The 22,674-nt window shown below is 34.9% G+C and carries 16 protein-coding genes; 8 read left to right on the top strand and 8 right to left on the bottom strand.

All coding sequences use genetic code 11. The features are described 5' to 3' along the window. Window positions 1–499: NAD(+) synthase (gene nadE / locus F6K27_RS15115; RefSeq protein ID WP_287277151.1), on the top strand; the 499-nt coding region annotated here is incomplete at its 5' end. A 778-nt stretch (window positions 500–1,277) separates the two neighbouring features. Here nadE and F6K27_RS15120 read toward each other — a convergent pair. The 6 genes from F6K27_RS15120 to ispD form a co-directional block, all read right to left on the bottom strand. Further along, the gene (locus tag F6K27_RS15120; RefSeq protein ID WP_287277152.1) at window positions 1,278–2,111 is read right to left on the bottom strand and encodes an urease accessory protein UreD; all 834 of its coding nucleotides are present in this window, start codon (window positions 2,109–2,111) and stop codon (window positions 1,278–1,280) included. A gap of 235 nt (window positions 2,112–2,346) precedes the next feature. Further along, window positions 2,347–2,493 carry a hypothetical protein gene (locus F6K27_RS15125; RefSeq protein ID WP_287277153.1) on the bottom strand — a complete coding sequence of 49 codons (147 nt, stop codon included), beginning with the start codon at window positions 2,491–2,493 and terminating at the stop codon, window positions 2,347–2,349. Between the two features lie 540 nt (window positions 2,494–3,033). Beyond that, the gene (locus F6K27_RS15130) at window positions 3,034–3,483 is read right to left on the bottom strand and encodes a secondary thiamine-phosphate synthase enzyme YjbQ (protein ID WP_287277154.1); all 450 of its coding nucleotides are present in this window, start codon (window positions 3,481–3,483) and stop codon (window positions 3,034–3,036) included. A 236-nt stretch (window positions 3,484–3,719) separates the two neighbouring features. Further along, window positions 3,720–4,682 (bottom strand): NAD(P)-dependent alcohol dehydrogenase, encoded by a 963-nt coding sequence (locus F6K27_RS15135; RefSeq protein ID WP_287277155.1) that lies wholly within the window; start codon window positions 4,680–4,682, stop codon window positions 3,720–3,722. A 1,186-nt stretch (window positions 4,683–5,868) separates the two neighbouring features. After that, window positions 5,869–7,182: a nucleoside recognition domain-containing protein gene (locus F6K27_RS15140; protein WP_287277156.1), complete on the bottom strand. Its 1,314-nt coding sequence runs from the start codon at window positions 7,180–7,182 to the stop codon at window positions 5,869–5,871. Between the two features lie 882 nt (window positions 7,183–8,064). Next, on the bottom strand, window positions 8,065–8,784 hold the full coding sequence (gene ispD, locus F6K27_RS15145) for a 2-C-methyl-D-erythritol 4-phosphate cytidylyltransferase (protein WP_287277157.1): 720 nt from the start codon (window positions 8,782–8,784) through the stop codon (window positions 8,065–8,067). 188 nt (window positions 8,785–8,972) lie between these two features. Here ispD and F6K27_RS15150 point away from each other — a divergent pair, with 188 nt between their 5' ends. Next, complete coding sequence (locus F6K27_RS15150; RefSeq protein ID WP_287277159.1) at window positions 8,973–9,938, top strand: glycosyltransferase family 9 protein; 966 nt, start codon at window positions 8,973–8,975, stop codon at window positions 9,936–9,938. Here F6K27_RS15150 and F6K27_RS15155 read toward each other — a convergent pair. Continuing rightward, window positions 9,909–10,826 (bottom strand): RNA-guided endonuclease TnpB family protein, encoded by a 918-nt coding sequence (locus F6K27_RS15155; RefSeq protein WP_287277161.1) that lies wholly within the window; start codon window positions 10,824–10,826, stop codon window positions 9,909–9,911. The genes F6K27_RS15150 and F6K27_RS15155 overlap by 30 nt on opposite strands. A 101-nt stretch (window positions 10,827–10,927) precedes the next feature. Continuing rightward, the gene (locus F6K27_RS15160; protein ID WP_287277163.1) at window positions 10,928–11,413 is read right to left on the bottom strand and encodes a CRR6 family NdhI maturation factor; all 486 of its coding nucleotides are present in this window, start codon (window positions 11,411–11,413) and stop codon (window positions 10,928–10,930) included. A 204-nt stretch (window positions 11,414–11,617) separates the two neighbouring features. Here F6K27_RS15160 and F6K27_RS15165 point away from each other — a divergent pair, with 204 nt between their 5' ends. The 6 genes from F6K27_RS15165 to F6K27_RS15190 all read left to right on the top strand — a co-directional run bounded on the left by F6K27_RS15165 (window position 11,618) and on the right by F6K27_RS15190 (window position 22,140). Further along, a complete protein-coding gene (locus F6K27_RS15165) occupies window positions 11,618–11,779 on the top strand; it encodes a hypothetical protein (protein WP_161564461.1) in 162 nt (53 codons plus the stop codon). A gap of 104 nt (window positions 11,780–11,883) precedes the next feature. Beyond that, window positions 11,884–12,327, top strand: coding sequence for a Fur family transcriptional regulator (locus F6K27_RS15170; RefSeq protein ID WP_287277165.1), 444 nt, complete (start codon window positions 11,884–11,886; stop codon window positions 12,325–12,327). 500 nt (window positions 12,328–12,827) lie between these two features. Further along, entirely contained in the window at window positions 12,828–14,996 is a 2,169-nt protein-coding gene (locus F6K27_RS15175) for a hypothetical protein (protein ID WP_287284391.1), read from the top strand. A 449-nt stretch (window positions 14,997–15,445) separates the two neighbouring features. Continuing rightward, window positions 15,446–17,245: a DUF3685 domain-containing protein gene (locus F6K27_RS15180; protein WP_287277169.1), complete on the top strand. Its 1,800-nt coding sequence runs from the start codon at window positions 15,446–15,448 to the stop codon at window positions 17,243–17,245. Window positions 17,246–19,472: 2,227 nt separating this feature from the next. Continuing rightward, on the top strand, window positions 19,473–20,294 hold the full coding sequence (locus tag F6K27_RS15185; protein ID WP_287277170.1) for a PD-(D/E)XK nuclease family protein: 822 nt from the start codon (window positions 19,473–19,475) through the stop codon (window positions 20,292–20,294). Window positions 20,295–20,943: 649 nt separating this feature from the next. Further along, entirely contained in the window at window positions 20,944–22,140 is a 1,197-nt protein-coding gene (locus F6K27_RS15190; RefSeq protein ID WP_287277171.1) for an ATP-binding protein, read from the top strand. Window positions 22,141–22,674: the final 534 nt, after the last annotated feature.

The following is a 22,674-nucleotide window of genomic DNA, read 5'->3' on the forward strand; positions in this document are numbered from 1 at the left end:
ATCTACAGGAAATAAGTCAGAAATGGCGGTTGGTTATTGCACTCTTTATGGTGATATGAATGGTGGATTAGCAGTAATTTCTGATGTTCCGAAAACTCGTGTTTATTCTCTGTGTCGGTGGTTGAATCAACAGGCATTTAATAATAATCAAAATTTCTATGGAGCTGAAAATTTACTAATTACTGAACAGCAAAATATTATTCCAGAAAATATTCTGACTAAAGCTCCTAGTGCTGAGTTGAAAGAAGGTCAAAAAGATGAGGACTCTTTACCATCTTATGAAGTTTTGGATGATATTTTATACCGCTTAGTAGAAAAGTGTGAGTCTTTGGCAGAAATTATTGCAGCAGGACATGATTCAGAAGTAGTAAATAAGGTTATAAAGTTAGTGATGCGGGCAGAATTTAAACGTAGACAAGCACCCCCTGGATTGAAAATTAGTGATCGAGCTTTTGGTACTGGTTGGCGGATGCCTATTGCTAAGAAAAGTCATTTGTAGATTTGAGGTTGTCAGTTTTCAGTTTTGGCTAAAAGTTAATCTCTACTCTGATAAATAGCTGGTAAAATGCAATTAAAAAGTTATAGTCATCTTGATTGAGGTAAAAATTCATTCTGAACGCCACCAGAAAATCAAGACTCAACAGATGGCTATCCATCTCAACCTTCAAATATTGGAAAATTCATGTGGCTAAAAGTTAATCTCTACTCTGATAAATAGCTGGTAAAATGCAATTAAAAAGTTATAGTCATCTTGATTGAGGTAAAAATTCATTCTGAACGTCACCAGAAAATCAAGACTCAACAGATGGCTATCCATCTCAACCTTCAAATATTGGAAAATTCATGTGGCTAAAAGTTCATCTCTAGTCTGATAAATAGCTGGTAAAATGCAATTAAAAAGTTACAGTCATCTTGATTGCAATAAAGATTCATTGTGAAAGCTACCAGAAAACAAGACTCAGGGAATGGCAATCAATCTTAACCCTCAAATATTAGGAAAGCTCATTTGGCTAAAAGTTAATTTCTAGTCTCATAGATAGCTGGTAAAATGCAATTAAAAAGTTATAGTCATTTTTATTGACCAATCAACTCATTCTGAACGCCACTAGAAAACAAGACTCCGGGGATGGCTATCAATTTCAACCCTCAAATATAAGGTTAGTTTGTTACCTTTTTCTTTCGGTGCGGAATGTCGCATAAACATAATTTTGAATTCTCCTTCTAAGATAATAAGTTAATAGCTGAATGCTGACTGCTGACTGCTGAAAGCTTACTAACTAAGACCAAACTCGCGGAGAACAACTAGGTCTTTTTAAATAAAAAAGCCGGAGAAAATGCCAAACCGAATTAAACCAATTTTTCACATTAATTATTGACTGCCCACAATAGCGACAAATCATCCCTTTAGGAATACGAGTAACACCTGCTTCACCAGACATATCAATACCTAAACTTTGCCACAAATCACGAACTTTTGTAACTACCTCTGCCGTAACAGGTTGCCCAACAAAAATGAAAGTTCCAACTACAGAATTATCAGCTAAACCCAAAAGACTATTAACCATTTCCGACCCACCTTTTAAGCATTGTCTGTCTATCCAGATAGGATAATTTTCTTGCCAAACCTCAGTATACGAACGCCAATTTCCTGTTAAAAATTTCTCTCCTCTAGCACTCCTGCCAAATCTAATAATTTCCCAACTCATCCAACTTGCTTCTACTCCTAAATGTACTTTTAAATCTTGCCGATACTCAGCACCATTAAATAGTATTGTTGGTTGAGGAAACCATTCTAAACAAGACTGACTATCAAGGTTAATACTAATATTTTGTTGAGCAAGCTGACCATTACTACGATAAATTTTACTAGCAGCAGCAGTAGTAATTAAAACATGAGTAGTTGGTTGTAATTCGATATTAATAGAAAGGCGATCGTCTCCTACAACACCACCAGCAGTATGTAAAATTACACTATGACAAACTTCATTTCCTTCTGGATAAAAAGGTCTTTGTATTTTTAATGGTGCTTGATTTTTGCTTGCCAGAATTTGAGTAGTATTGTGTTGCTTGCCATAAATTAAATCGAGACTACCGTGCCATTGTTTAGTCATAATTAGGATTTTTTTAGAGACTTTTTATATAGGAGAAGAAAGAAGGAAGAAGAAAGAACCGAAGTTAGAAAAATCTTACATTGTCTGAGTTTTAAGCTGTCGAGTTGCCCTAATATTTCCTTCGACCTCTATATCCATAAATATAGAGAAAATCTTCTCATCACTTACTGTGGGATAGTCAATTTTAGTTATCGCGGAAAAATGTGACTTAGTGTCATACCCAGGTCGAAATAATTCAAGCAAAATGTTGACTTGAAAAATTTACTCCAGTCAAAGGTCTTTGTATTTTTAATGGTGCTTGATTTTTACTTGCCAGAATTTGAGTAGTGTTGTTTTGCTTGCCATAAATTAAATTGAGACTACCGTGCCACTCTTTAGTCATGATCGAGATTTTTTTAGAGACTGTTCATATCTATAATATAGAGAGAATATTCTCATCATTAGTATGGGATAGTTAGTTTTAGTTATCGTGGAAAAAAGCGGCTTAGTCTCATACCCAGGTCGAAATAATTCAAGCAAAATTTTGACTTGAAAACTTACCCCAATAAATTAATATTGTAATTTTAAATAAGAATGAAACACTTTTTCGGCTGAAAGTATTCCAAGGCAATAAATGCTTGTCTCAATCTAAACTGAAATGACTATAAAACCAAAATTACTGTTAAGTTTTCTAGTGAGCTTTTCTTACCCTATTACCAATTATTTAGGGTTTGCTGAAAAAGTATTTTTGTAGGAGTCAGGAGGTAAGCATTCCGTAGGAAATGCTTACGTCAGGAGTTAGGGGGAATGTGGATTTAAACGAAGAAGTAGAAAAAATAATTTTCAGATATTTTTTAGCCCTTATTTACTCAAAGTCCTCACATTTTACAGAACTTTTTAAGATAGTGAAGTACAGTTAACATTTATCTCTCTTTCCTACTGCCTACTCCCTTCTCCCTTCTCCACTAACTTGTACTAATATATTTCGTTTTCTAGGTCCGTCTAATTCAAAAAATAATACTGACTGCCAAGTTCCTAAAGCTAATTTTCCATCCACAATAGGAATAACTTCATTATTATTTAAAGTCATTGCCATCAGATGAGAATGAGCATTAATAGGTTCATCGGGAGGAACATCTCGCAGGTGCAAATCATTATGGAGATATTTGTCAGACTCCGGCGCTAACTTTCTCAAATATACTTTTAGGTCTGTGATTAATCTTTCCTCATTTTCGTTAATAGCTAAAGCTGTAGTCGTGTGTCGAGAAAAGACAATTACTTGCCCATTTTTTATACCAGTCGCATTTAAGATATCAATAATTTGAGGAGTAAGATTGTATATTTCTATTCCGGGGGCAGTTTCTATTTCTAGAAATTCATTTTTTATCGACATAGCAATTTCTTACCTAATAATTAAGGTTTAAAGCCTCTCCTTTAAAGGAGAAAAGCGGTCGTTAGCGCAGCTTCCCGAAGGGTGGCATGGCGAGAAAACCTCGCTATATCCAACCTATCAAGAGAAGAAAAATTTTCCTTTTAGTCAATCCTATTCTTGAAAAGAAGAGGTAATTATTAATTATTAATTATTAATTATTAATTGTTGAACTTATCTATAGTAATTTTAGAAAAAAATTAGTCAACTAAACTCGTTTCTTCAGTTGTAATAGCAATTTTTCCTACAGCATGACCCATTTCACTATAAGCATGAGCTTCTGCTATTTCTTCTAGTTTATATGTACGACCAATAATTGATTTAACTAATCCATCTTCGATTAATTCTCGCAGAGCATTTAAGTCCCGGGGGTTTGATTGGGCAAGAATTAATTTAGATTTTTTACCAGGCACAAATAAGCTGAAGAAAGTAGGAGGTAAATTATCTACAGTTGGCAGAGTAGATATATAAATCCCCTCTGGTTTCAAGATATTTTCACAACTAGAAAAAGTTTCTTTACCCACAGCGTCAAAAATAATATCATACTGCTCTAATTCTTGAGTAAAATCAATTTGATTATAGTCAATAACCCGATTTGCTCCTAAACTTTCTACTAGGGTAATATTGTTACTACTACAAACACCTATTACTTCAGCTTTCATTGCTTTGGCAATTTGTACTGCAAAGATACCAACTCCACCAGAAGCACCATTAATTAATACTTTTTGTCCTGGTCTAATTTGACCTAAATCAAGTAATCCTTGAAAAGCAGTTAAACCTGCAACTGGAACTGTTGCTGCTTGAGAATGAGTCATATTTTTTGGTTTTAATGCCGCAGTATTTGCAGGTATAGCAATATATTCAGCATAAGCACCTCCTTCTAATGGATTAATAAATGTATAAATTTCATCTCCTGGTTCAAAACTTTCTACTTCTTCCCCTACTTCTAATACAACTCCAGATAAGTCAGAACCTAAAATAATAGGAAAGTTAAAACCTGATAATAATTGTAGTTGTCCTTGTCGAATTTTCCAATCGACAGGGTTAACACTTGTAGCGTGAATTTTTACTAATAATTGATTGGGTGTAATTTGAGGTTGGTTAATATCTGAATATTCTAAGACATCTATAGAACCATAGCGATTAATAGTGACTGCTTTCATAGAGTTTTTCTGTAAAATTAGGACTTGAATTAGAATACCAAGAATTTCCTTGTTTATCAAGGTATAAAATTGGAAATGAGGATGTACTGAAATTTCAGATGGAAGAATGAATCAAAGGAAATAATGATAGAGATAGGTAGAAAATAGGATTTGATAGCAGCTAATTATATCCATCAGTTGATAATTCGTTTTTTGCAGCAAGAAGAAATCAGAAAAAGGGAAAAATAAATCAAGAGGAATAATTTAGATATGCAGGTAGAAAATTTGCTATTTGTAGAATTATAGTCATTTCAGTTGAGATTGACACCAGGTCTTCTTACCTTGAATTCCTTCCAGGCGAAACAGTATTTCATTGTTATCTAAAATTACTATATTTGTGAAAATTGCCATGATTTACTTCAGATAAAAAATCTGATATTTTTGATTTCTCTTTTTTTTCTTATAGCAGGGAACAGTGGGAAAAACATTTACCCTTATTCAGATCATCATCTACATAAGTCCTCAACAAATACGGTTTCCTACGGAATGCTGTGCAAATAGATAAGACCAAAACTCATAAATTATCGAACCATTAGAGTACCTCTTCAGATGACAGAACTGCCAAAAAAATTCTTAACTGAACAGAATTGCGTCCTAACCTACCTGTCTATTGCTATATTTCATAAATTGACATCTCCGATCATAAAAAATCCAATTAATTATCCTACAGAAATTATTAATTCTTTCCACCTACTCCCTACTACCTACTTCCTCTTTTATGGAGATGTCTAATATAAGATTGGAAATAAAATTTTAATTGATATTATTGCTTGTTTAATCATCAAAACATCATTCGACTAGAGTAGCTCTTTAGATGATATAACTGCCAAAAAAAATCCTTAACTGAACCGAATTGAGTCGTAACCTAGCTGTGTATTACTATATTTCATAAATAGACTATCTTCGATTATAAAAAATCCAATTAATTATCGTACAGAAATTATTAATTATTTTCACCTACTCCCTACTACCTACTTCCTCTTTTATGGAGATGTCTAATATAAGATTAGAAATAAAATTTCAATTGAAATTATCATTTTATTTTGGGTTTAATAACCCGCCGTCTACACGGTGTTGACAATTGGTTAGGGTTTGAGTCCCCATCCATTTTTTCTTCCTTCTTCCTTCTTCAATGCTTGTTTAATCATCAAAACATCATCCGACAAACGACAAGAGAAGCTAAAATTCCTGCGACATCAGCACATAAAGCAGCAGGTAAAGCATATCTAGTTTTTTTAATTCCAACACTACCAAAATAAACAGCCAATACATAAAAAGTAGTCTCAGTAGAACCCTGCATAGTTGATACTAAATAAGAAAGAAAACTATTCGGTTCATTTGTCACTATTTCCGACATAATACCAAAAGCACCACTGCCAGATAAAGGTCTAATCAATGCCATAGGTAGTGCTTCAGTCGGCATTCCAATTAAATTAGTTATAGGCGATAAAATTACAGCCAAAATATCTAGAGCGCCACTAGCTCTAAACATTCCAATAGCAACAAAAATTGCCACCATAAAAGGAATTATTCTGACGGCAACTTCAAATCCTGCTTTTGCTCCTTCCGTCATTTTTTCATAAACTTTAACTCCTCGGAAATAGCCAAAAAGTAAAAAAGAACAAATTAATATTGGCAATAACCAATTAGACACACTCTCTAGAAAAGCAAAACTGAAAATATAGGTGATACCTTTGAGATTTAAGTGATAAATTACCGCACCTAAAAAGGCACCAATTAAACTAGCAAAAATTAATTTGCCAATTCTGTTAGGTGGAGTTAATTCATATTTGTTTGTCTCGCCTTCTAATAAATCATTGCCGTCTAAATCTTCTGACGAAATAGATTGGTTTAAACTAGGTATAGATTGCCGACGTGCGAAAAACTTTGCTGCGAAAATAGCCGTAATTGTAGAACAAAAAGTAGCAAAAATTGCAGGTAAAATAATATCTCCAGGGTTAGTAACACCAGCACTAGCTCGAACAGTTATTACACTAATAGGAATAATCGTAACTGAAGAAGTATTAATAGCTAAAAATAAACACATAGCATCTGTAGCAGTTCCCTTTTCCGGATTTAATTTATCCATTTCTACCATTGCTTTTAAACCCATTGGTGTCGCAGCATTTCCTAACCCTAAAGCATTAGCAGCTATATTCAAAATAATGGCAGACATTGCAGAGTGAGATGCAGGTATATCAGGAAAAAGTTTCACCATTACAGGACGAATTAAACGAGCAATTACAATCATTCCTCCTGCTGTTTCAACTACTTGAATTATGCCTAGCCATAATGCCATACTACCAATTAATCCAATGGCTAAAGTAACAGCATTTTTTACAGATTCAAACGATGCTTCAGTTATTTCTGTCATCCTACCGTTATATGCTGCTATAACTGTAGCTGAAACTATCATAAATAGCCAAAGACTATTAATTGGTGATACTTGTGATTTATTCATTTAACTTTTAGAGAGTAGGAAGTAGGGAGTAGGGAGTAGAATAGAAATAAAGATAGGTGTATTTCATTAGTCTGAGAAACGCTATAGCTTCTAACTTTACCTAATAATTAAGGTTTAAAGCTTCTCCTTTAAAGGAGGAAAAAGAATTTTTTTTTCTTAAGCGTCAATCTTCTTTTTTTCAAGGAGAGGTAATTGTTAATTATTAATTATTGAATACTAGCTTTTATACCCAATAATTAAAGAGAAGAAGGAAGAAGTAAGAAGCAAGAAGGTTTTGGTTATCTAGGAGATAAGGAAAAATCTTCGTTGTCTGAGTTTTAAACTTATATGTCCACGCCCTTTGCTTCAACTACTATAAAAGATATTAGCTAAATCGAAGTATTACTTAGTAAATAGTTATTTTTATAGCAGAAGAAAGAAGTCCTTTAGTTATCTAGGAGAAAAGAAAAAATCTTCGTTGTCTGAGTTTTAAACTTATATATCCACGCCCTTTGCTTCGACTGCTATAAGATAAATTATCAATCTAATTAAATTAAAAATGAATCGAAAAAATATGTAGAAAATTAGGTAGTATTTGTCAGCATATTTTTTATCAAAATCATTTTCGTATGACCAAAAAATTAGGCTTATACCCTCACATTTTAAGGAGATAAAAAATAAAATCCTGCATTCTCAAAGCTTATCTATTGCAGGAAGTATTGATAATTAATAGCTGAATTGACCGACAAATCACTACTTAGGATAAATGCACTTTTTTTCTTAGCTAATAAATAATTATAGTAGTTGAAGGAAAAGACGCAGATAGAGTAAAACCTGAGAACTCAGACAACATAAAATTTTTCCTTCTCTACTAGATAACTAAACATCTTTTATCCTAGATAACTAAACACCTTCTTCCTTCTTACTTCTTCCTTCTTCCTTCTTCAATGCTTCCGTCAAAATAAATTCTGCTACTCTTAAATCCACAGGAGTTGTCACCTTAAGATTAGTCTCCTCCCCCGCAACAACCTTTACAGGCAAACCACACTTTTCAAACAAAGCAGCATCATCAGTAACTTCCCAACCCAACTGATGTCCCTTTTCATGACATTCCTTCAATAACTTCACCTCAAAACCTTGAGGTGTCTGAGCCGCCCATAAATTGCGACGATCTGGTGTATCCTGAATTAGACCCGACGAATCAACAACCTTAATCGTGTCCTTAACTGGCACAGCAGCAATTAAACCAGGACACTTAACAACCTCCTCCGCACACCTATCCAATAGTTCCGGAGTAGCCAAACACCTGGCCCCATCATGAATTAACACCTGTTTCGCTTCCAGAGGTAAAGCCTGTAAACCCTTATAAACAGACTCCTGACGAGTCGATCCTCCCTCAATCAACTCTATAGACTTATTAGTAGACAAACCAGAAATCATCTTTTGAAAATCTGGAAAATCAACAGGTTGGCCAATAATACCAATCCAATTAATATAACGAGATTTGAAAGCAGCCTCAAGAGTCCAACTTAGCAACGGTTTATCCAATAGAGTCAGCAAAAGCTTGTTCCGTTCGCTTCCCATGCGTCGCCCCATACCAGCAGCAGGAATCAATAAATACATTTAATTTTGTGTTTTATGTTTCTAATTAATAATTCAATATAGGTATATAGTCCTCCTAAAAGGGGCAGACTTTAAACCCAATTTTTCGGTAAAAATTGAATGTCTACTAAAGAAATAACCCCCAATCAGAATCGTAAGATATGGTTGGTATTGTGTTCAACTAAATAATTAAACTAAATTCCTTAAATATGAGAATACTAGCCCTTGTCCCTGGTGGAATTGGCGACCAAATCTTATTCTTTCCTACTCTGGATGACCTAAAAAAATCTTATCCAGAATCACAAATTGATGTAATTGTAGAACCTCGCTCAAAGGGTGCATACCGAGTTTGTAAGTCCGTACAGGATGTCCTGGCCTATGACTTCAAAGATGCCAATAGTCTCGCTGACTGGGGAAACTTGTTAGGTATTATGCGCGATCGCGAATACGAAGCAGTAATTTCTCTTGGACAACGTTGGACAGTTGGTCTATTGCTGTGGTTAACAGGAATTCCTCAACGGATAGGTTATGCAGGTAATGGGGCCATCTTTCTCACCAACCCTATACCCCTGAAAACTGAACAATATGCTGCTCAGATGTACCATGATTTATTGCAAGGAATGGATGTTGTAACACCTTTCCCTGGACTATCTATTAATGTACCTAAAGCAGATATTGATTGGGCAGAAGCTGAACAAAAACTTTTAGGAGTGTCCGAAAGTGGGTATGTTCTGATTCATGGCGGTTCTAGCGAACTAGCTCAGATTAAGGGTATTGATAAAATCTACCCTACCAATTATTGGCAGGAGATTATTACAGAACTACAAGAGAAGCAACCTAATTTACCAGTAGTGGTAGTCAAAGGTCCTGAAGATGGAACTTGGGTCAATGAAATTACTCGATTTTGTCCAGATGTTAAAGTAGTGATGCCTGGGGATATAGGTAAATTGGCGGCTATTATTGCTGCTGCTAATTTAATGCTATGTACTGATAGTGCTCCAATGCACTTAGCAGTTGCAGTTGGGACATATACTATTGCTTTATTTGGTCCAACTAACCCAGAAAAATTATTACCCAAGAGCGATCGGGTAATTGCGGTCAAATCTCCTACTGGTAAAATGAGCGATATTTCACCCCAAGATGTTTTAAATAAAATTTGGGGTGGAGAAGGGTGAAGTACCCGAGGCTAACCCTGAACGGGTATAGCACAAGCTTCTGACCTCACAGGGGAGTGCCTTAACCTCCGACTTGCGTCCTCGCATTGGTCTTACCTCCTTTCCATGAGTAGCAGTCCCAGTCCCTGAGACCAATAGCATTCTCATACCTTCTGCTCTAATATTGATTGCAGCATTGCCATCTCGATCGTGACGAGTTCCGCAGCTAGAACAAGTCCATTCACGGACATCTAGCGGCATCTCGTCAACTTGATCGTGACAATTACAACAGAGTTTAGAAGTGGGAAACCATCTGTCAATCTCGACAAGCACTTTGCCTTCTTTTTCTAGGTTGTATGCCACAAAATTAACAAACATTCCCAACCCTACATCAGATATTGCTTTAGCTAGTTTGTGGTTCTTAACCATGTCCAGAAGGTGTAAACTTTCGACTACCATGACTTGGTTATTGTCAACCAGCTTTCTGGAAAGCTTATGTAAGTAGTCTTGACGGACATTACTAACTCGCTCGTGAACTCTAGCTACCAGTTTCCTGGCTTTATCCCTGGAGTTACTCCCCTTCTGTTTCCTGGCTAATTTGCCTTGCTTTCTTGCCAAATTTCCTTCATGTCTTGCTAAATGCTTGGGGTTGTGGTGCTTGGATGTTTTGAACCCGTCATGGACAATAGCAAAATTCTTGAGACCCAAGTCAATACCTGCTACTTTCCCCTCAGTACTTGGCGATGGCTTTTCAGCTTGTTGCTTACTCAACACTGAAGCAAAATACCTTCCTGATGGAGTCATGGTGATGGTCACTGTTTTGATTGTCCTGACGATCGGGCGATGTAATTTGGCTTTGACAATACCTACAGGTCCCGAAAATCTTAGGCCATCATCAATAATTTCCACCTTCTGAGGATATTGAATTGATCAGATCAGGGAAAAAGGTGGAAATTTGTCCCCATCTCCCCATCTCCCCATCTCACCACACTCCTAGATCCCATAAGGTATTAATCTTCTTCTGGAATTGAGCTAAAAAATTCTTCTGCTAAGTCGTAACCCAACATTTGAGACATGGACATCAGTCTAGATTTGCTAGAAATACCTTGTTGGTGTAGCCATTTTCTTAAGACAAAAATTTTTTGCATCAGAAATATTTCTAATGCTTCTGGGTTATATTGGACACCTTCAGTGCGATGAAATTGGTGAGGTACAAGCATAGCAGTATAACGAGCTAATTCACCCTCTTTCCAGTTAAGCAAAAATGGCAACCAAGGATAAATACTGTCCAAACGAATAAACCATAAACGTACTTCTGGAATTTCTGAAAGTTCTCGTGGGTCTTGGGGGTCGCGATTATAGTTAATAGTAAAATTTAGCTGCTGTTCAGAAGAGGCGATCGCTCCTTCAGTCAGCAGTTGAGATATGACACTTTTAACTGGAGATACATCCAAGTTATGGAAGTGTTCGGTATTAACGGCGATCGTAATTGCCATCTTTTAAGGTATAAATAATTGTCAATGTATTTTTATATAGCAGAAGGAAGAGGGAAGAAGGAAGAGGGAAGAAGGAAGAGGGAAGAAGGAAGAAGGCGTTTAGTTATCTAGGAGAGAAGGAAAAATTTTGCGTTGTCTAAGTTTTCAGCTTTTTATCTGTCAAATACAGTAATAGCGACTGCTATAGCAATAGACAGGTAGGGCGTGAACTTAGCACGGGATCAAGATGCTCCCACTGTTCCTGTCACAAACATTGCCGGACAATGTACGACCACCACCAAAACGGGACAGTTAGGACTTACGCTGATGATGAACCGAAGTTTTTCCCACTACTCCCTACTCCCTACTGGCTATTCTCTGATATAATAACTACCCTATAATTTAGCCCGATAGCAAAACTGATGGTTGATACGTTTCAGTGCGAATTGCTATAGAATAATTTGCAATTGATTTGGAGAAAGGTTGGCGCTGTGAAACAAATTTACTCATTAGAAGATGCTCTAAATTATTGTAAGGCTAAGGGAATGCGCCTGAGTCGTCAGCGTCGATATATACTAGAAATTTTGTGGCAAGAGAAAAAACATCTATCAGCTAGAGAAATTTACCATCGATTAAATCTCCAAGGTAAGGAAATTGGTCACACTTGTGTATATCAAAATCTTGAATTTCTATCAAAAGAGGGAATTATTGAATGTATTGAACGTGCTGATGCTTGCTTATATGGCCATAAAAGCGAATCTCACTCTCATATTAACTGCTTGGATACGGGACAAATTATGGATATTTATGTAGAATTGCCTCAAGAGTTGCTTGAGCAAATTGAAACACAGATAGGAGTTAAAATTACTGACTATCGTATAGACTTTTATGGTCACTACAGTCATAATTTTGGCAGTAGAACGATAAAAGATTAGAAAATAAAAGGCTATTTGACTCAGAAGTATCAGTAAATTAACTCGAATAGACCTAATTCTCATCAGCCATAAAGTTAAGCATCATTTATAATAAACATCTACTGCCTGTGAACCAGTCCAAAAAACTAAAAATGCAGTTTAAAGCTACTCACCTAAATTATTTTCAGGTTATCCAATAGTTAAGAAAATGCCCAGATAAAAGATTAAATAAATTTACTAAAATCAAGACTTTTGGCTGAGGTTAGCTTAAATGAAAAATTTAGTAAATGTGCTGAAATATATAAGATATATATACAATAAAATTTTCGATACTATATGTTAGCTTGAGCTAAGAAACCTTTAATATTTAATATTTCTAGGTCAAGCTCAAGCCTAAAGTTAAAATTTTCCTTCGGAGGGATGAAAAACATTCTAGGTAATGAAAAAACCTAAATATAATATTTGAAAAAATAATCTTAACCTACTTAACAGTTAGTACAATTAGCACAGTAAACTTTACTATGTCATCAGAAAATATTTCCCAACAAAAAAAATTGGCGGTTTCCCATAACTATTCTAAAAATGGAGAAAATGGCTATAGTAGTAGTTCCCTAATCAAAAAAGAATTAGCAGATCCTATTACTTCTACCTCACAAACTTTAGATCGAGAGCTAAACAATACCTCAGAAGTTAAACCAGAAAAAAATTCCCAAATATCAACAGCTCCAAAACCAAATAGAAAACCAAAAACTTATTGGGGATGGCAGCTAATATGGTGGAGTGTTGCAGCAGGCTTTGGAATAACAGGTGGTGCAGCACTTCTATGGTTACTGGTTAACCCACCCCAACCAAACTGCCAACAAATTTCTCCATTATCAGCAGATGGAGAACGACTATATTGTGCCCACAAAGCTGCTGAGTCACGGAACCTAGAACAGTTGGAAACAGCTCTGGCGTTAGTAGAAAATTGGCCAGAAGAACATCCTCTCTATCAACTAGGTCAGCAAATGACAGGAGAATGGACAAAATTAATTATTTCTGTTGCTCATCAAAAAATTAGAGAGGGTAACTTACAAGCAGCTCTAGATACAGTAGCGAAAATTCCTAAAAGCAGTCCAGCTTATTCTAGGGTAGAAGAGGCAGTAGCAGGTTGGAAAAAACAATGGGCAGAAGGTCAATCTCTTTATGAGGAGGCGGAAAAAGCCATCAAAGCTATAGACTGGAAAAAAGCCTCCGCTTACTCCCTAGCAATGTCAAAACTAGACAATGTTCACTGGCAAAGTATTAAATTTAGAGAAATATTAGAGCGCATAGCCTTGGAAAAAAAAGGTTGGCAAATCTTAAAAGATGCTCGCTATCTAATTTATGAGGAAACAGCAAATGAGTATGGAGAAGCGATCGCTCTAGCTAGGAAAATAGACCCAAAACTCTACATTCGAGACAGAGCTGAGAAAGATATTCAAAAGTGGAGTCGTAGTTTAATTGAAATAGCAACTGAACAGATAGAAGAAAAAGACCTCAAAGGAGCGATCGCGGCCATTGAATATATTCCTTCAGACTATAAACTGAAAAAAGAGGGCAAAGAGTTAATTTTACTCGGCCATGCTAAAGCAGCAACATGGAATCAATCTATAGAAGGCTCTCAAGTGGGTAATATAGTAGTCCTAGTAGAAGGAAAAGCCGCAGCAACTCAAATTACTTCCAATAGCCCCTACTATCAACAAGCCCAAACTGAAATTCAACAGCTGCAAAAACAGTTAGACGACCTAGCTCATATTCAGCTAGCTAAAGCGATCGCCAGTGTGGGTCAACCTGCAACATTAAAGTTAGCTATAGACCAAGCTAAAATGGTTGGCCTAGAACAACCAAAGCGAATTCAGGCCCAAACTTTAATTGCTAAATGGCGCAAAGACCTGCTGAAGATAGAAGACCAACCTTATGTCCTCTTAGCGAAACAGTTAGCGAAACAAGAAACTGTCGATAGTTATAATTCAGCCATTAAACAAGCTAGTTATGTTGCTTTGGAGCGTCCCTTGAGAATACAAGCTCAGACTCTAATAGCTGAGTGGAATAAACGAGTGCAAATTATTGAAGATTCACCATTATTAGCAGAAGCGAGAGTCTTAGCAAAAGAAGGAAAGCTTGGACAAGCTATTGATGTGGCGTATGAAATAGAAAGTGGTCGTGCTTTGTACGAAGAAGCTCAGGATGAAATTTATAAGTGGAGTACAGAGCTACAAATTGCCCAAGACAGGCCAATTCTCAATCAAGCTTATGGTCTAGCCGAGCAAGGCCGTCTTACTGCTGCGATTAATACAGCTTATCAAATTGGCTATGGTCGCGCTCTCTATTATGAAGCTCAAGGTGCTATCTCTAAATGGGCATCTGAACGAGATGCTATATGGGCAGAACAACAGGCGGAAGAAGCTCGCAGACGGCGACAGTACCAACCAGCTCCAGCGCCTAGTCCGCAATATTATTCACCAGCACCTAGTCCGCAATATTATTCACCAGCACCTAGTCCGCAATATTATTCACCAGCACCTAGTCCGCAATATTATTCACCAGCACCTAGTCCGCAATATTATTCACCAGCTCCACAGAGGGCTTATTCACCAGCTCCAGCTCCAGCTCCAGCTCCAGCTCCAGCTCCAGCTTCAAGTTCAGATGCATATTTACTACAAGAATGATCAGCCAATCAATATTTATCAGTTAGGCATTTAAACTCAAAAAAAGAGTTTCCGCTAGAGGGGAAGCAGAAGCAGAGAAAATTTTATCTAGCCTAAATGTGTAAGTTCTGGTATGTGTAGAAATATCTTTTTAAGTCGGCTTTGCTGAACAAAGTATGAACTCTGGAGTAGAAAGTTAATCAAGATTCATTTAAATCAACAAAAATAGAGATAATTTTATCTCTAAAGATTATATCTAGTATCAGGCAAGGGGGCTTTTAGTATTTATATTTATACTGACTACTAAAAGTCATAATTTTACTTAGTAGTGCAGGATGGCGGAAATAACTGACCAGTTACAAAATCCTCAAACAATTACAAATCAAAAATGATTGACTTTTAAATGCATGACTTTTAACTTCCGCGTAGCGGCAGTAGTGCCCTTAAATATCTCAATTCCAAATCAATTTATGAATGGAGAATCAGCATTACAATTGCTGCTCATTGATAACGATCCTATCTTTCGGATGGGGTTAAAATTTTCCTGCGAGCAGTTTTCAGACATAGAAATATTAGGTGAGGCAGAGGTAGGAGCAGAAGCGATAAAAGTTATTGAAAATTTGATAACACAAGAAAAGAAATTTGTAATAATTTTAGACATAGATACCCAGAATTTGTCTGCTCAAACTACACAAGATTTCAGCATCTCTGGAATTGAATTTTGTCAACAGCTAAAAACTTCATATCCTCAATTACCAATCTTATTATTAACATCCTTACAAGAAAGTGCATTATTAGTTTTAATGCAAGAATTAGGTGTTAATGGATACTGCCCTAAAGGAATCAGTATTTCTGAGTTAGTAACTATTATTCGAAAAGTTGCAAATGGTGAGTATTATTGGGAAAATAGTTCTCTAGATGTGCCAGAAAATTATGGCAAAGTGACAACTTCAAATCTAAAAGTTCAAGCAGCAAACTTTTTCAAAACTCTTCGTTACAATGTTTGTAAGTCGGGACTAAAACAGATAGATTTGTCTCTTGCAAAAATTAATTCTCAACTAGATGAAAGTGTAAAAAATTTAGACCGAAAGAATTTAACTTCTGTACTTTTTAATGTAGCAATTAACTCTGGGCAACGTCGAGAATTGCTAACAGCTAGGTGGATTATTAATCAACTATTACCTAGTTCTTTTAATCCTCTTGTACCAATAAAAAAATCAGAAGTTATTTCTCCGACTCCTACTGAAGAAATAAATATAAAAACAGCATTATTTGAAGTAACAATCGCTAAATTAAATTCTAATTTAATTAATCTTAGTAGATTACCAATGGAAACTGATATCTTGCGAACTACTAAGAAGCAAGAACTAATATGTATAGCTTTATGTAAATTTGAAGATATTCTTGATGAACTGCGTATTACTCCTATTTTGCGGGAAGAAATACCACAAAAAAGAAATGATATTGTCAGCAAATTGTGGGAAGTTACAACCCAAGTTTTTTTTAGTAAATACTATCAAGTAGAAATAAGTAGTAGAACAATGACACTCAATTCTTTTGCAGAAAAAATTAGAGTAGAAGTGATACCAGTCTTATTAAATGATGTAGAGAATGTGCATAATTTTATTCTGAATAAGATTCCTTTAGTTGAAGAATTAATAGCGTATTTATTATTTGAAGTTCCTTTAGTAGTCGATAATAAATCTTGTGCTGTAGGTACTCCTGAAGCTATGCAATTTTCTGAAGCTCTATTGCAAAATTTATTAATTTCAATTGCTAATGCTGTGATGTACCCTTTACTAAATAATTTTGCCGATGTTGAAGAAATTAAAGAAGATTTTTATAGTCGGCAGTTATTATCAACACGAGATATTGAAAAATTCCGTAATAGTTTATCTTGGAGATATCGTATAGAAGAATATGTAGGGGAACCAAAAGCGATTTTTGAGAGTAATTTTTCTTTGTTTGTTTTGAATGAAACTGGCATTAAAAAAATGGCTATTTATTCACCCCGCAGACATGAATTAGCAAAACTTTCAGGTATTCCACTTACCGTAACATTACTTCTAGAAACTCGTGATGCAATAGCTCCTGGTGTTCGTGCAACTGTTTCTTTTATTGGTAGTGGAATTGTGTATTTACTCACTCAGGTAGTTGGACGTGGTATCGGTTTAATTGGGAGAGGTATTTTTCAGGGTCTTGGTAATTCTTTTCAAGATACTAAACTCGGCAGAAACAATAATAGAGAAGAAACAGGAAGAAATAACTAAGAAATGTAGAAATGTAGAAAGGTAAGGAAGAGGGAAGAGGGAAGAGAGAAGAGGGAAGAGGGAAGAAGGCTTAAGAGCAAGAAAAAAACTTAAATTTCCTGTAGATATTCACCCTTGAGTTGACAAAAATTATACTAAGGGATTACAAGGTAAGGAAGAAGGAAGAGGGAAGAGGGAAGAAGGCTTAAGAGCAAGAAAAAACTTAAATTTCCTGTAGATATTCACCCTTGAGTTGACAAAAATTATACTAAGGGATTACTTCGTGCTTTCTGAGTCCTGATATCAAATACGGTAGCATCAGGGTTATTCAATATTATTAAGATAAGAGTCTATATTGTAGGGGCGTTTTGCTCCGCAACATATAAAGCAGAGAGCTTGTACGTTAGCAAGTGGCCATTCGCCCCTACGCATTGTATGATGATCGACAGAATTATATTAGGGTTTGCTGAAAAAGTCTTTTGGTAGGGGTAGTAGTCAGGAGGACCGAGTCAGAAGTCAGGAGGAATGGGAAATTTAGAGGAGGTAGTCGGATATATTTATCCCTTGATTTTTTTGCAATTATTCTGCCTTTTATCCTAACTTTTTGGTTGCTCAAGCTGAAAAAGTTGCACTTTTTTTCCTTCTAAAAAGGCTAAAACCTTTATTTGTCAATGCTTTGATATTTTATCGGTAAGACATATATTACTCCGAAGCCAACGGATTTGATATGAGTTGTGAGTCGCGCGTAGAGCTATAGTACTTGGGAGAAAGGAGAAAGGAAGGATGAGAGTGGGAAAAAATCTTGGAATATTCCAGCATTTTATCTCTGCATTAAATCGAAGTAGATCGACAAAACAGAAATCATATTGCAATCAAATCATTTTATTAAGCCTCTAGGCATAGCCAAATTCTTAATTCCAAAATACACTAAATTTTACTTTTGAGCAATCAAGGCTGTATTGTTTATCTATCAAGATTTTCAGCTTTTTCTAGAGGGGTAGGAAATAGAGGTGCGATAACTACGTTTAGCTGCGCTATCGCTTCTTTTTTTGCCCTAAATTACACCCTAAAAAGGGATGTTGAACTAATTTTGCTAATTTTATTTTAAATAACTAATGCTTAATTAAATTTTTGATAAATTTTAATTATTTGAGTATTTGTAGCTACTTATCCAAGACATAGACAAGTTTAAATAAGTCAAAATAATAGTAATTATAAATAATGCTCATACTTGTATCTGGATTTTTTTCCTGATTGACAAAGAAGCTATTGGGACTTATTCCATTTCTCAAAAACTTTTCAACCCATATCTTGAGCAGGGGAGTGGGGGAGTGGGGGAGAAGTAAACATAATAATAATTAAAAAAGCGATCAGCACTCAGCACTTAGCAAGATCATTTTTCTAAAGTTTATCAGGGGATTTCAACCCCTCCTAAACAATCCTGGGCAACAGTTGCAGGGGACTTTGACCCAGAGTTCTAAAAGCTGATAGCTAGTGCCACTACGCGGAAGTTAAAAGTCTAGTATTTAAAAGTCAATCATTTTTGATTTGTAATTGTTTTAGGATTTTGTAACTGGTCAGTTATTTCCGCCATCCTGCACTAGTTGATATAGGAATTACCAAGAAGCGTGAGGTACAAAATTCGTTTGTTTTAGACATCTCCAGAAAATAGGGAATAGGGAGTAGGGAGTAGGGGGAAATAATTGATGATTTATGTATGATAATTGATTTGATTTTTGATTATTGGAGATGTCTTTTAGGCAACAGCTCATCTGGCAATAGGCAACAGGCAATAGTTAAGTAAAGATAAGAGTGTACCTCACTCTTACTGAGAAACCCTATATCATTTCCAGATAATTAATAGATATAGTCATTCCAGTTAAGATTGAGACAAGGGTTTCTTACCTTGAAAGAGTTTCAGCTAAAAAAGTGTTCCAGTCTTATTCAGAATGACTATATCTTCAGAAAATAAACTTGCCCTTTGTTTAACATCAGCTAGAGTTGTAAAATTCACTTCCCTAAATCATTCTTCGTACCTTTTTCCTAAAAATCTCTTCCCTGTTGTCAGATGAGCTGTTGCCTACTATGCGCAAAAAGTCTATATCTTTTTCACGCCTATGTCTAATGACAAAAAAACTTTCTCCTCTTTATACCTGAAAACTTTCTATTCTTTCTTCCTAATTCTTAATTTCTAACTCCTGACTTCTGACTCCTTCCTATAACTATTCAACCGGACATAATATTACTAATGGCAAAATATAGACTCTCTCAACAACACCTGAACCTACTTACAACTTGCCCCCGTAAATTTCAACATCTCTATCTTGATAATCTGAGCGTACCAACAACACCAGCACAACAAGAAAGACTAAATTGGGGTAGTCAGTTTCACTTATTAATGCAGCAAAGAGAACTAGGATTACCAATAGAATCTTTAATGTTAGAAAATCAAGAAATGCAGTACTGTTTTGAAATTTTTTTTCAAGCAGCACCAGAAATATTAAATCCTGAAACTCAAGATAATATAATTTTGCGTCAAGCTGAACATAGTATTAGTATTAATTTTAATGATTATATATTGACGGTTATTTACGATTTATTGATTGCCGATATTCAACAAGCACAAATTTTTGATTGGAAAACTTATAGCTTTCCTCAAAATCAAACAAAGTTAGCTCAAAATTGGCAAACACGCTTATATCTTTACACTCTAGTTGAAACTAGCAAATATTTGCCAGATGCAGTTTCGATGACCTATTGGTTTATCGAACCAAAAAGTCAAAAGTTACCTGCTACACTAAAATTTTCTTATAATCAACAGGCACACAAAAAAACTGAGCGAGATTTAAAGCAAATATTATATCGATTAAATGATTGGTTAAAAAATTATCAGGAAAAGGGTGAAGAATTTCCTCAAGTTCAGAAGATTGAACATTGTCATTCTTGTCAATTTACTACTCGCTGTCAGAATTTTTTAGAAGTTCAGGACAAAGAAGTAGATATTCAGTCTACATTTGCTTCTGCTGACTTAATATTAAGTATAGATAGTATTCCAGAAATATCAATTTAGCTGAAAATTATTGAATTAAATTCTAGGTACAATTCCATAGAAATAATACCAAATCCGGTTATTAAAGACATTTTATAGGATGTAAGATTCAAACCTCTCCTCATCTCCCCTACAACTTGTCTCCCCATCTACATCAAAGGATGCTTTATAAACAGGATTTAGTATGAGCTTCAAAATTGCTCCAGTCACTATAGATATTTTTTGGTAAAATATAATAGTTATTACTATATTTAGTCAGACACTCCCTGTATAGCTCTAATTTTGAATTTGGTATAAAATAAGTAAAAAAGAAAGCAATGCTTCTGGAGAAGTTTAACATTTAATAGAAAAAAAGACTTTATTATTATCTCAAAATCAAAAAGTTTGTGTGTAAGTGATACCTAAGTCATACTCATTGTAACTTATTGCAGCTTTTTGTCAATTGAATGAGAGATTGGCTGAAAATTTGGGACTTTAGGAAAAAGGACTCGAACAGAGAGTAATAGTTAAAGTTTACTCCTTTGTAGTTCACCCTAAGTCAACACAAAAAGCATCATTAGATGCATAAAATACTTTACATCACCTGCATAAGAAGCTTGATAATATTTATGATGATTTATTATCAGTAATTTATAAATTTAAAAGTAATCGGCTTATTAGTTAAAATATTATGTTATCAAAAATACTTGTTGTAGATGATGAGCCTGATTTTGAATCGCTGATCGTCCGTAACTTTAGAAAAAAAATCAAACAAAAAGAACTAGAGTTTATTTTTGCTAGAAATGGTGTAGAAGCATTAGAAATATTGTCAGAAGAATTGAATATAGATATCGTATTAACTGATATTAATATGCCTTTAATGGATGGATTAACTTTATTAGATAATCTTCAAGATCAATATCCTGATATTAAAGCAGTAATTATTTCTGCTTATGACGATATGGAAAAAATTAGGTCGGCAATGAATAGAGGTGCTTTTGATTTCTTGACTAAACCTATAGATTTTGAAGATTTAGAAATTACGATCAAAAAAACATTAGAAAATGTTAGACAACTCAAAGAAAATAAACGTTTAAAACAAGAAAAAGATGAAGCACAAGCAGCAAACCGATCAAAAAGTGTGTTTCTAGCAAATATGAGTCATGAATTACGAACACCATTAAACGCGATTATTGGCTATAGTGAAATTTTATTAGAAGATGCTCGGGATTTAGGTTATGAAGACTTTGTTCACGACCTTGATAATATTCATACTGCGGGAAGACATTTATTAACAATAATAAATGATATTCTCGACCTTTCAAAAATTGAAGCAGGTAAAATGGATGTCCACTTGGAAAGTTTCAAGATAATGGCATTAATTGAAAATGTCGTAGCTACTATTCAACCATTAATTGAGCAAAATAGTAATACATTAGAAATTATCTGCGAAGATCATCAGGAATTAATAGTAGCTGACCCTAATAAAATGCGCCAAGTGATTTTAAATCTTCTGAGCAATGCAGCGAAGTTTACAGAAAATGGCAACATTAGTTTGAAGGTTAAAATTATTAGCAATGATGAATATTGTACTGTTCAAAGTGAGGAATTGACCCCTAAGAAAATGTTGATTTTAAGTGTTGCTGATACTGGTATAGGTATATCAGAAAATCAAATGAATGTTTTATTTAAACCATTTACTCAAGCTGATAATTCAACTACACGGAAATATGGAGGTACTGGTTTGGGTTTAGTTATTAGTCGTCACTTTTGTAAAATGATGGGTGGGGATATTGGTGTAGTGAGTGAAGTTAATAAAGGTTCAATATTTACTGTCAAAGTTCCTTTTATCAAAGAACAATTTATCGACGAAGAATTATTTTATTGAAGAAGGTATTCAACAATTAATAATTAATAATTATCTCTCCTTGAAAAGAAGAGGATTGACCCGAAGTATTTTTTTTATTCTCTTTCTCGATTGGAGATGGCGACGATAATCCGTCATCCCACCCTTCGGGAAGCTGCGCTAACGACCGCTTTTTATCTCCTTAAAATAGAGGCTTTAGACCACAATTTTCATGTAAAAATAGTGTTTTTTTACCCAGATTTTTCAGTACTAAGATGAAATACGAAAAATAAAATAACGCTAAAGTTACTTCACAAAAAATTAAAGTTGAGCAAGATAATAAAAGAGCAATTTTATATTAAATACAAGTAATTATGCCATCTTCCCATCAACCAATATCTGTAACAAATATCAGGGCTATTTCTAGAGTTGTTTCATTCTAAACTGTGCCATTTTATGTATTGACTAAACAACATTATTTCAATATTTAGGGAATTGATCTTTCCCTGTCTGAAAAGCAATAAATTAATTGCCAAAATCTAGAATGAAATGACCCTGGATCTATTTCATACAAGT

It is taken from the genome of Okeania sp. SIO2F5, from assembly GCF_010692685.1.
Classification (GTDB): Bacteria; Cyanobacteriota; Cyanobacteriia; order Cyanobacteriales; family Microcoleaceae; genus Okeania; species Okeania hirsuta.

Coding starts and splice junctions, on each gene's coding strand:
- F6K27_RS15135 (WP_287277155.1), bottom strand. CDS start 4,682: ATGAAAGCAGTCACTATTAATCGCTATGGTTCTATAGATGTCTTAGAA.
- F6K27_RS15150 (WP_287277159.1), top strand. CDS start 8,973: ATGAGAATACTAGCCCTTGTCCCTGGTGGAATTGGCGACCAAATCTTA.
- F6K27_RS15120 (WP_287277152.1), bottom strand. CDS start 2,111: ATGACTAAACAATGGCACGGTAGTCTCGATTTAATTTATGGCAAGCAA.
- F6K27_RS15130 (WP_287277154.1), bottom strand. CDS start 3,483: ATGTCGATAAAAAATGAATTTCTAGAAATAGAAACTGCCCCCGGAATA.
- F6K27_RS15190 (WP_287277171.1), top strand. CDS start 20,944: ATGTTATCAAAAATACTTGTTGTAGATGATGAGCCTGATTTTGAATCG.
- F6K27_RS15140 (WP_287277156.1), bottom strand. CDS start 7,182: ATGAATAAATCACAAGTATCACCAATTAATAGTCTTTGGCTATTTATG.
- F6K27_RS15160 (WP_287277163.1), bottom strand. CDS start 11,413: ATGGCAATTACGATCGCCGTTAATACCGAACACTTCCATAACTTGGAT.
- F6K27_RS15175 (WP_287284391.1), top strand. CDS start 12,828: ATGTCATCAGAAAATATTTCCCAACAAAAAAAATTGGCGGTTTCCCAT.
- ispD (WP_287277157.1), bottom strand. CDS start 8,784: ATGTATTTATTGATTCCTGCTGCTGGTATGGGGCGACGCATGGGAAGC.
- F6K27_RS15185 (WP_287277170.1), top strand. CDS start 19,473: ATGGCAAAATATAGACTCTCTCAACAACACCTGAACCTACTTACAACT.
- F6K27_RS15180 (WP_287277169.1), top strand. CDS start 15,446: ATGAATGGAGAATCAGCATTACAATTGCTGCTCATTGATAACGATCCT.
- F6K27_RS15125 (WP_287277153.1), bottom strand. CDS start 2,493: ATGACTAAAGAGTGGCACGGTAGTCTCAATTTAATTTATGGCAAGCAA.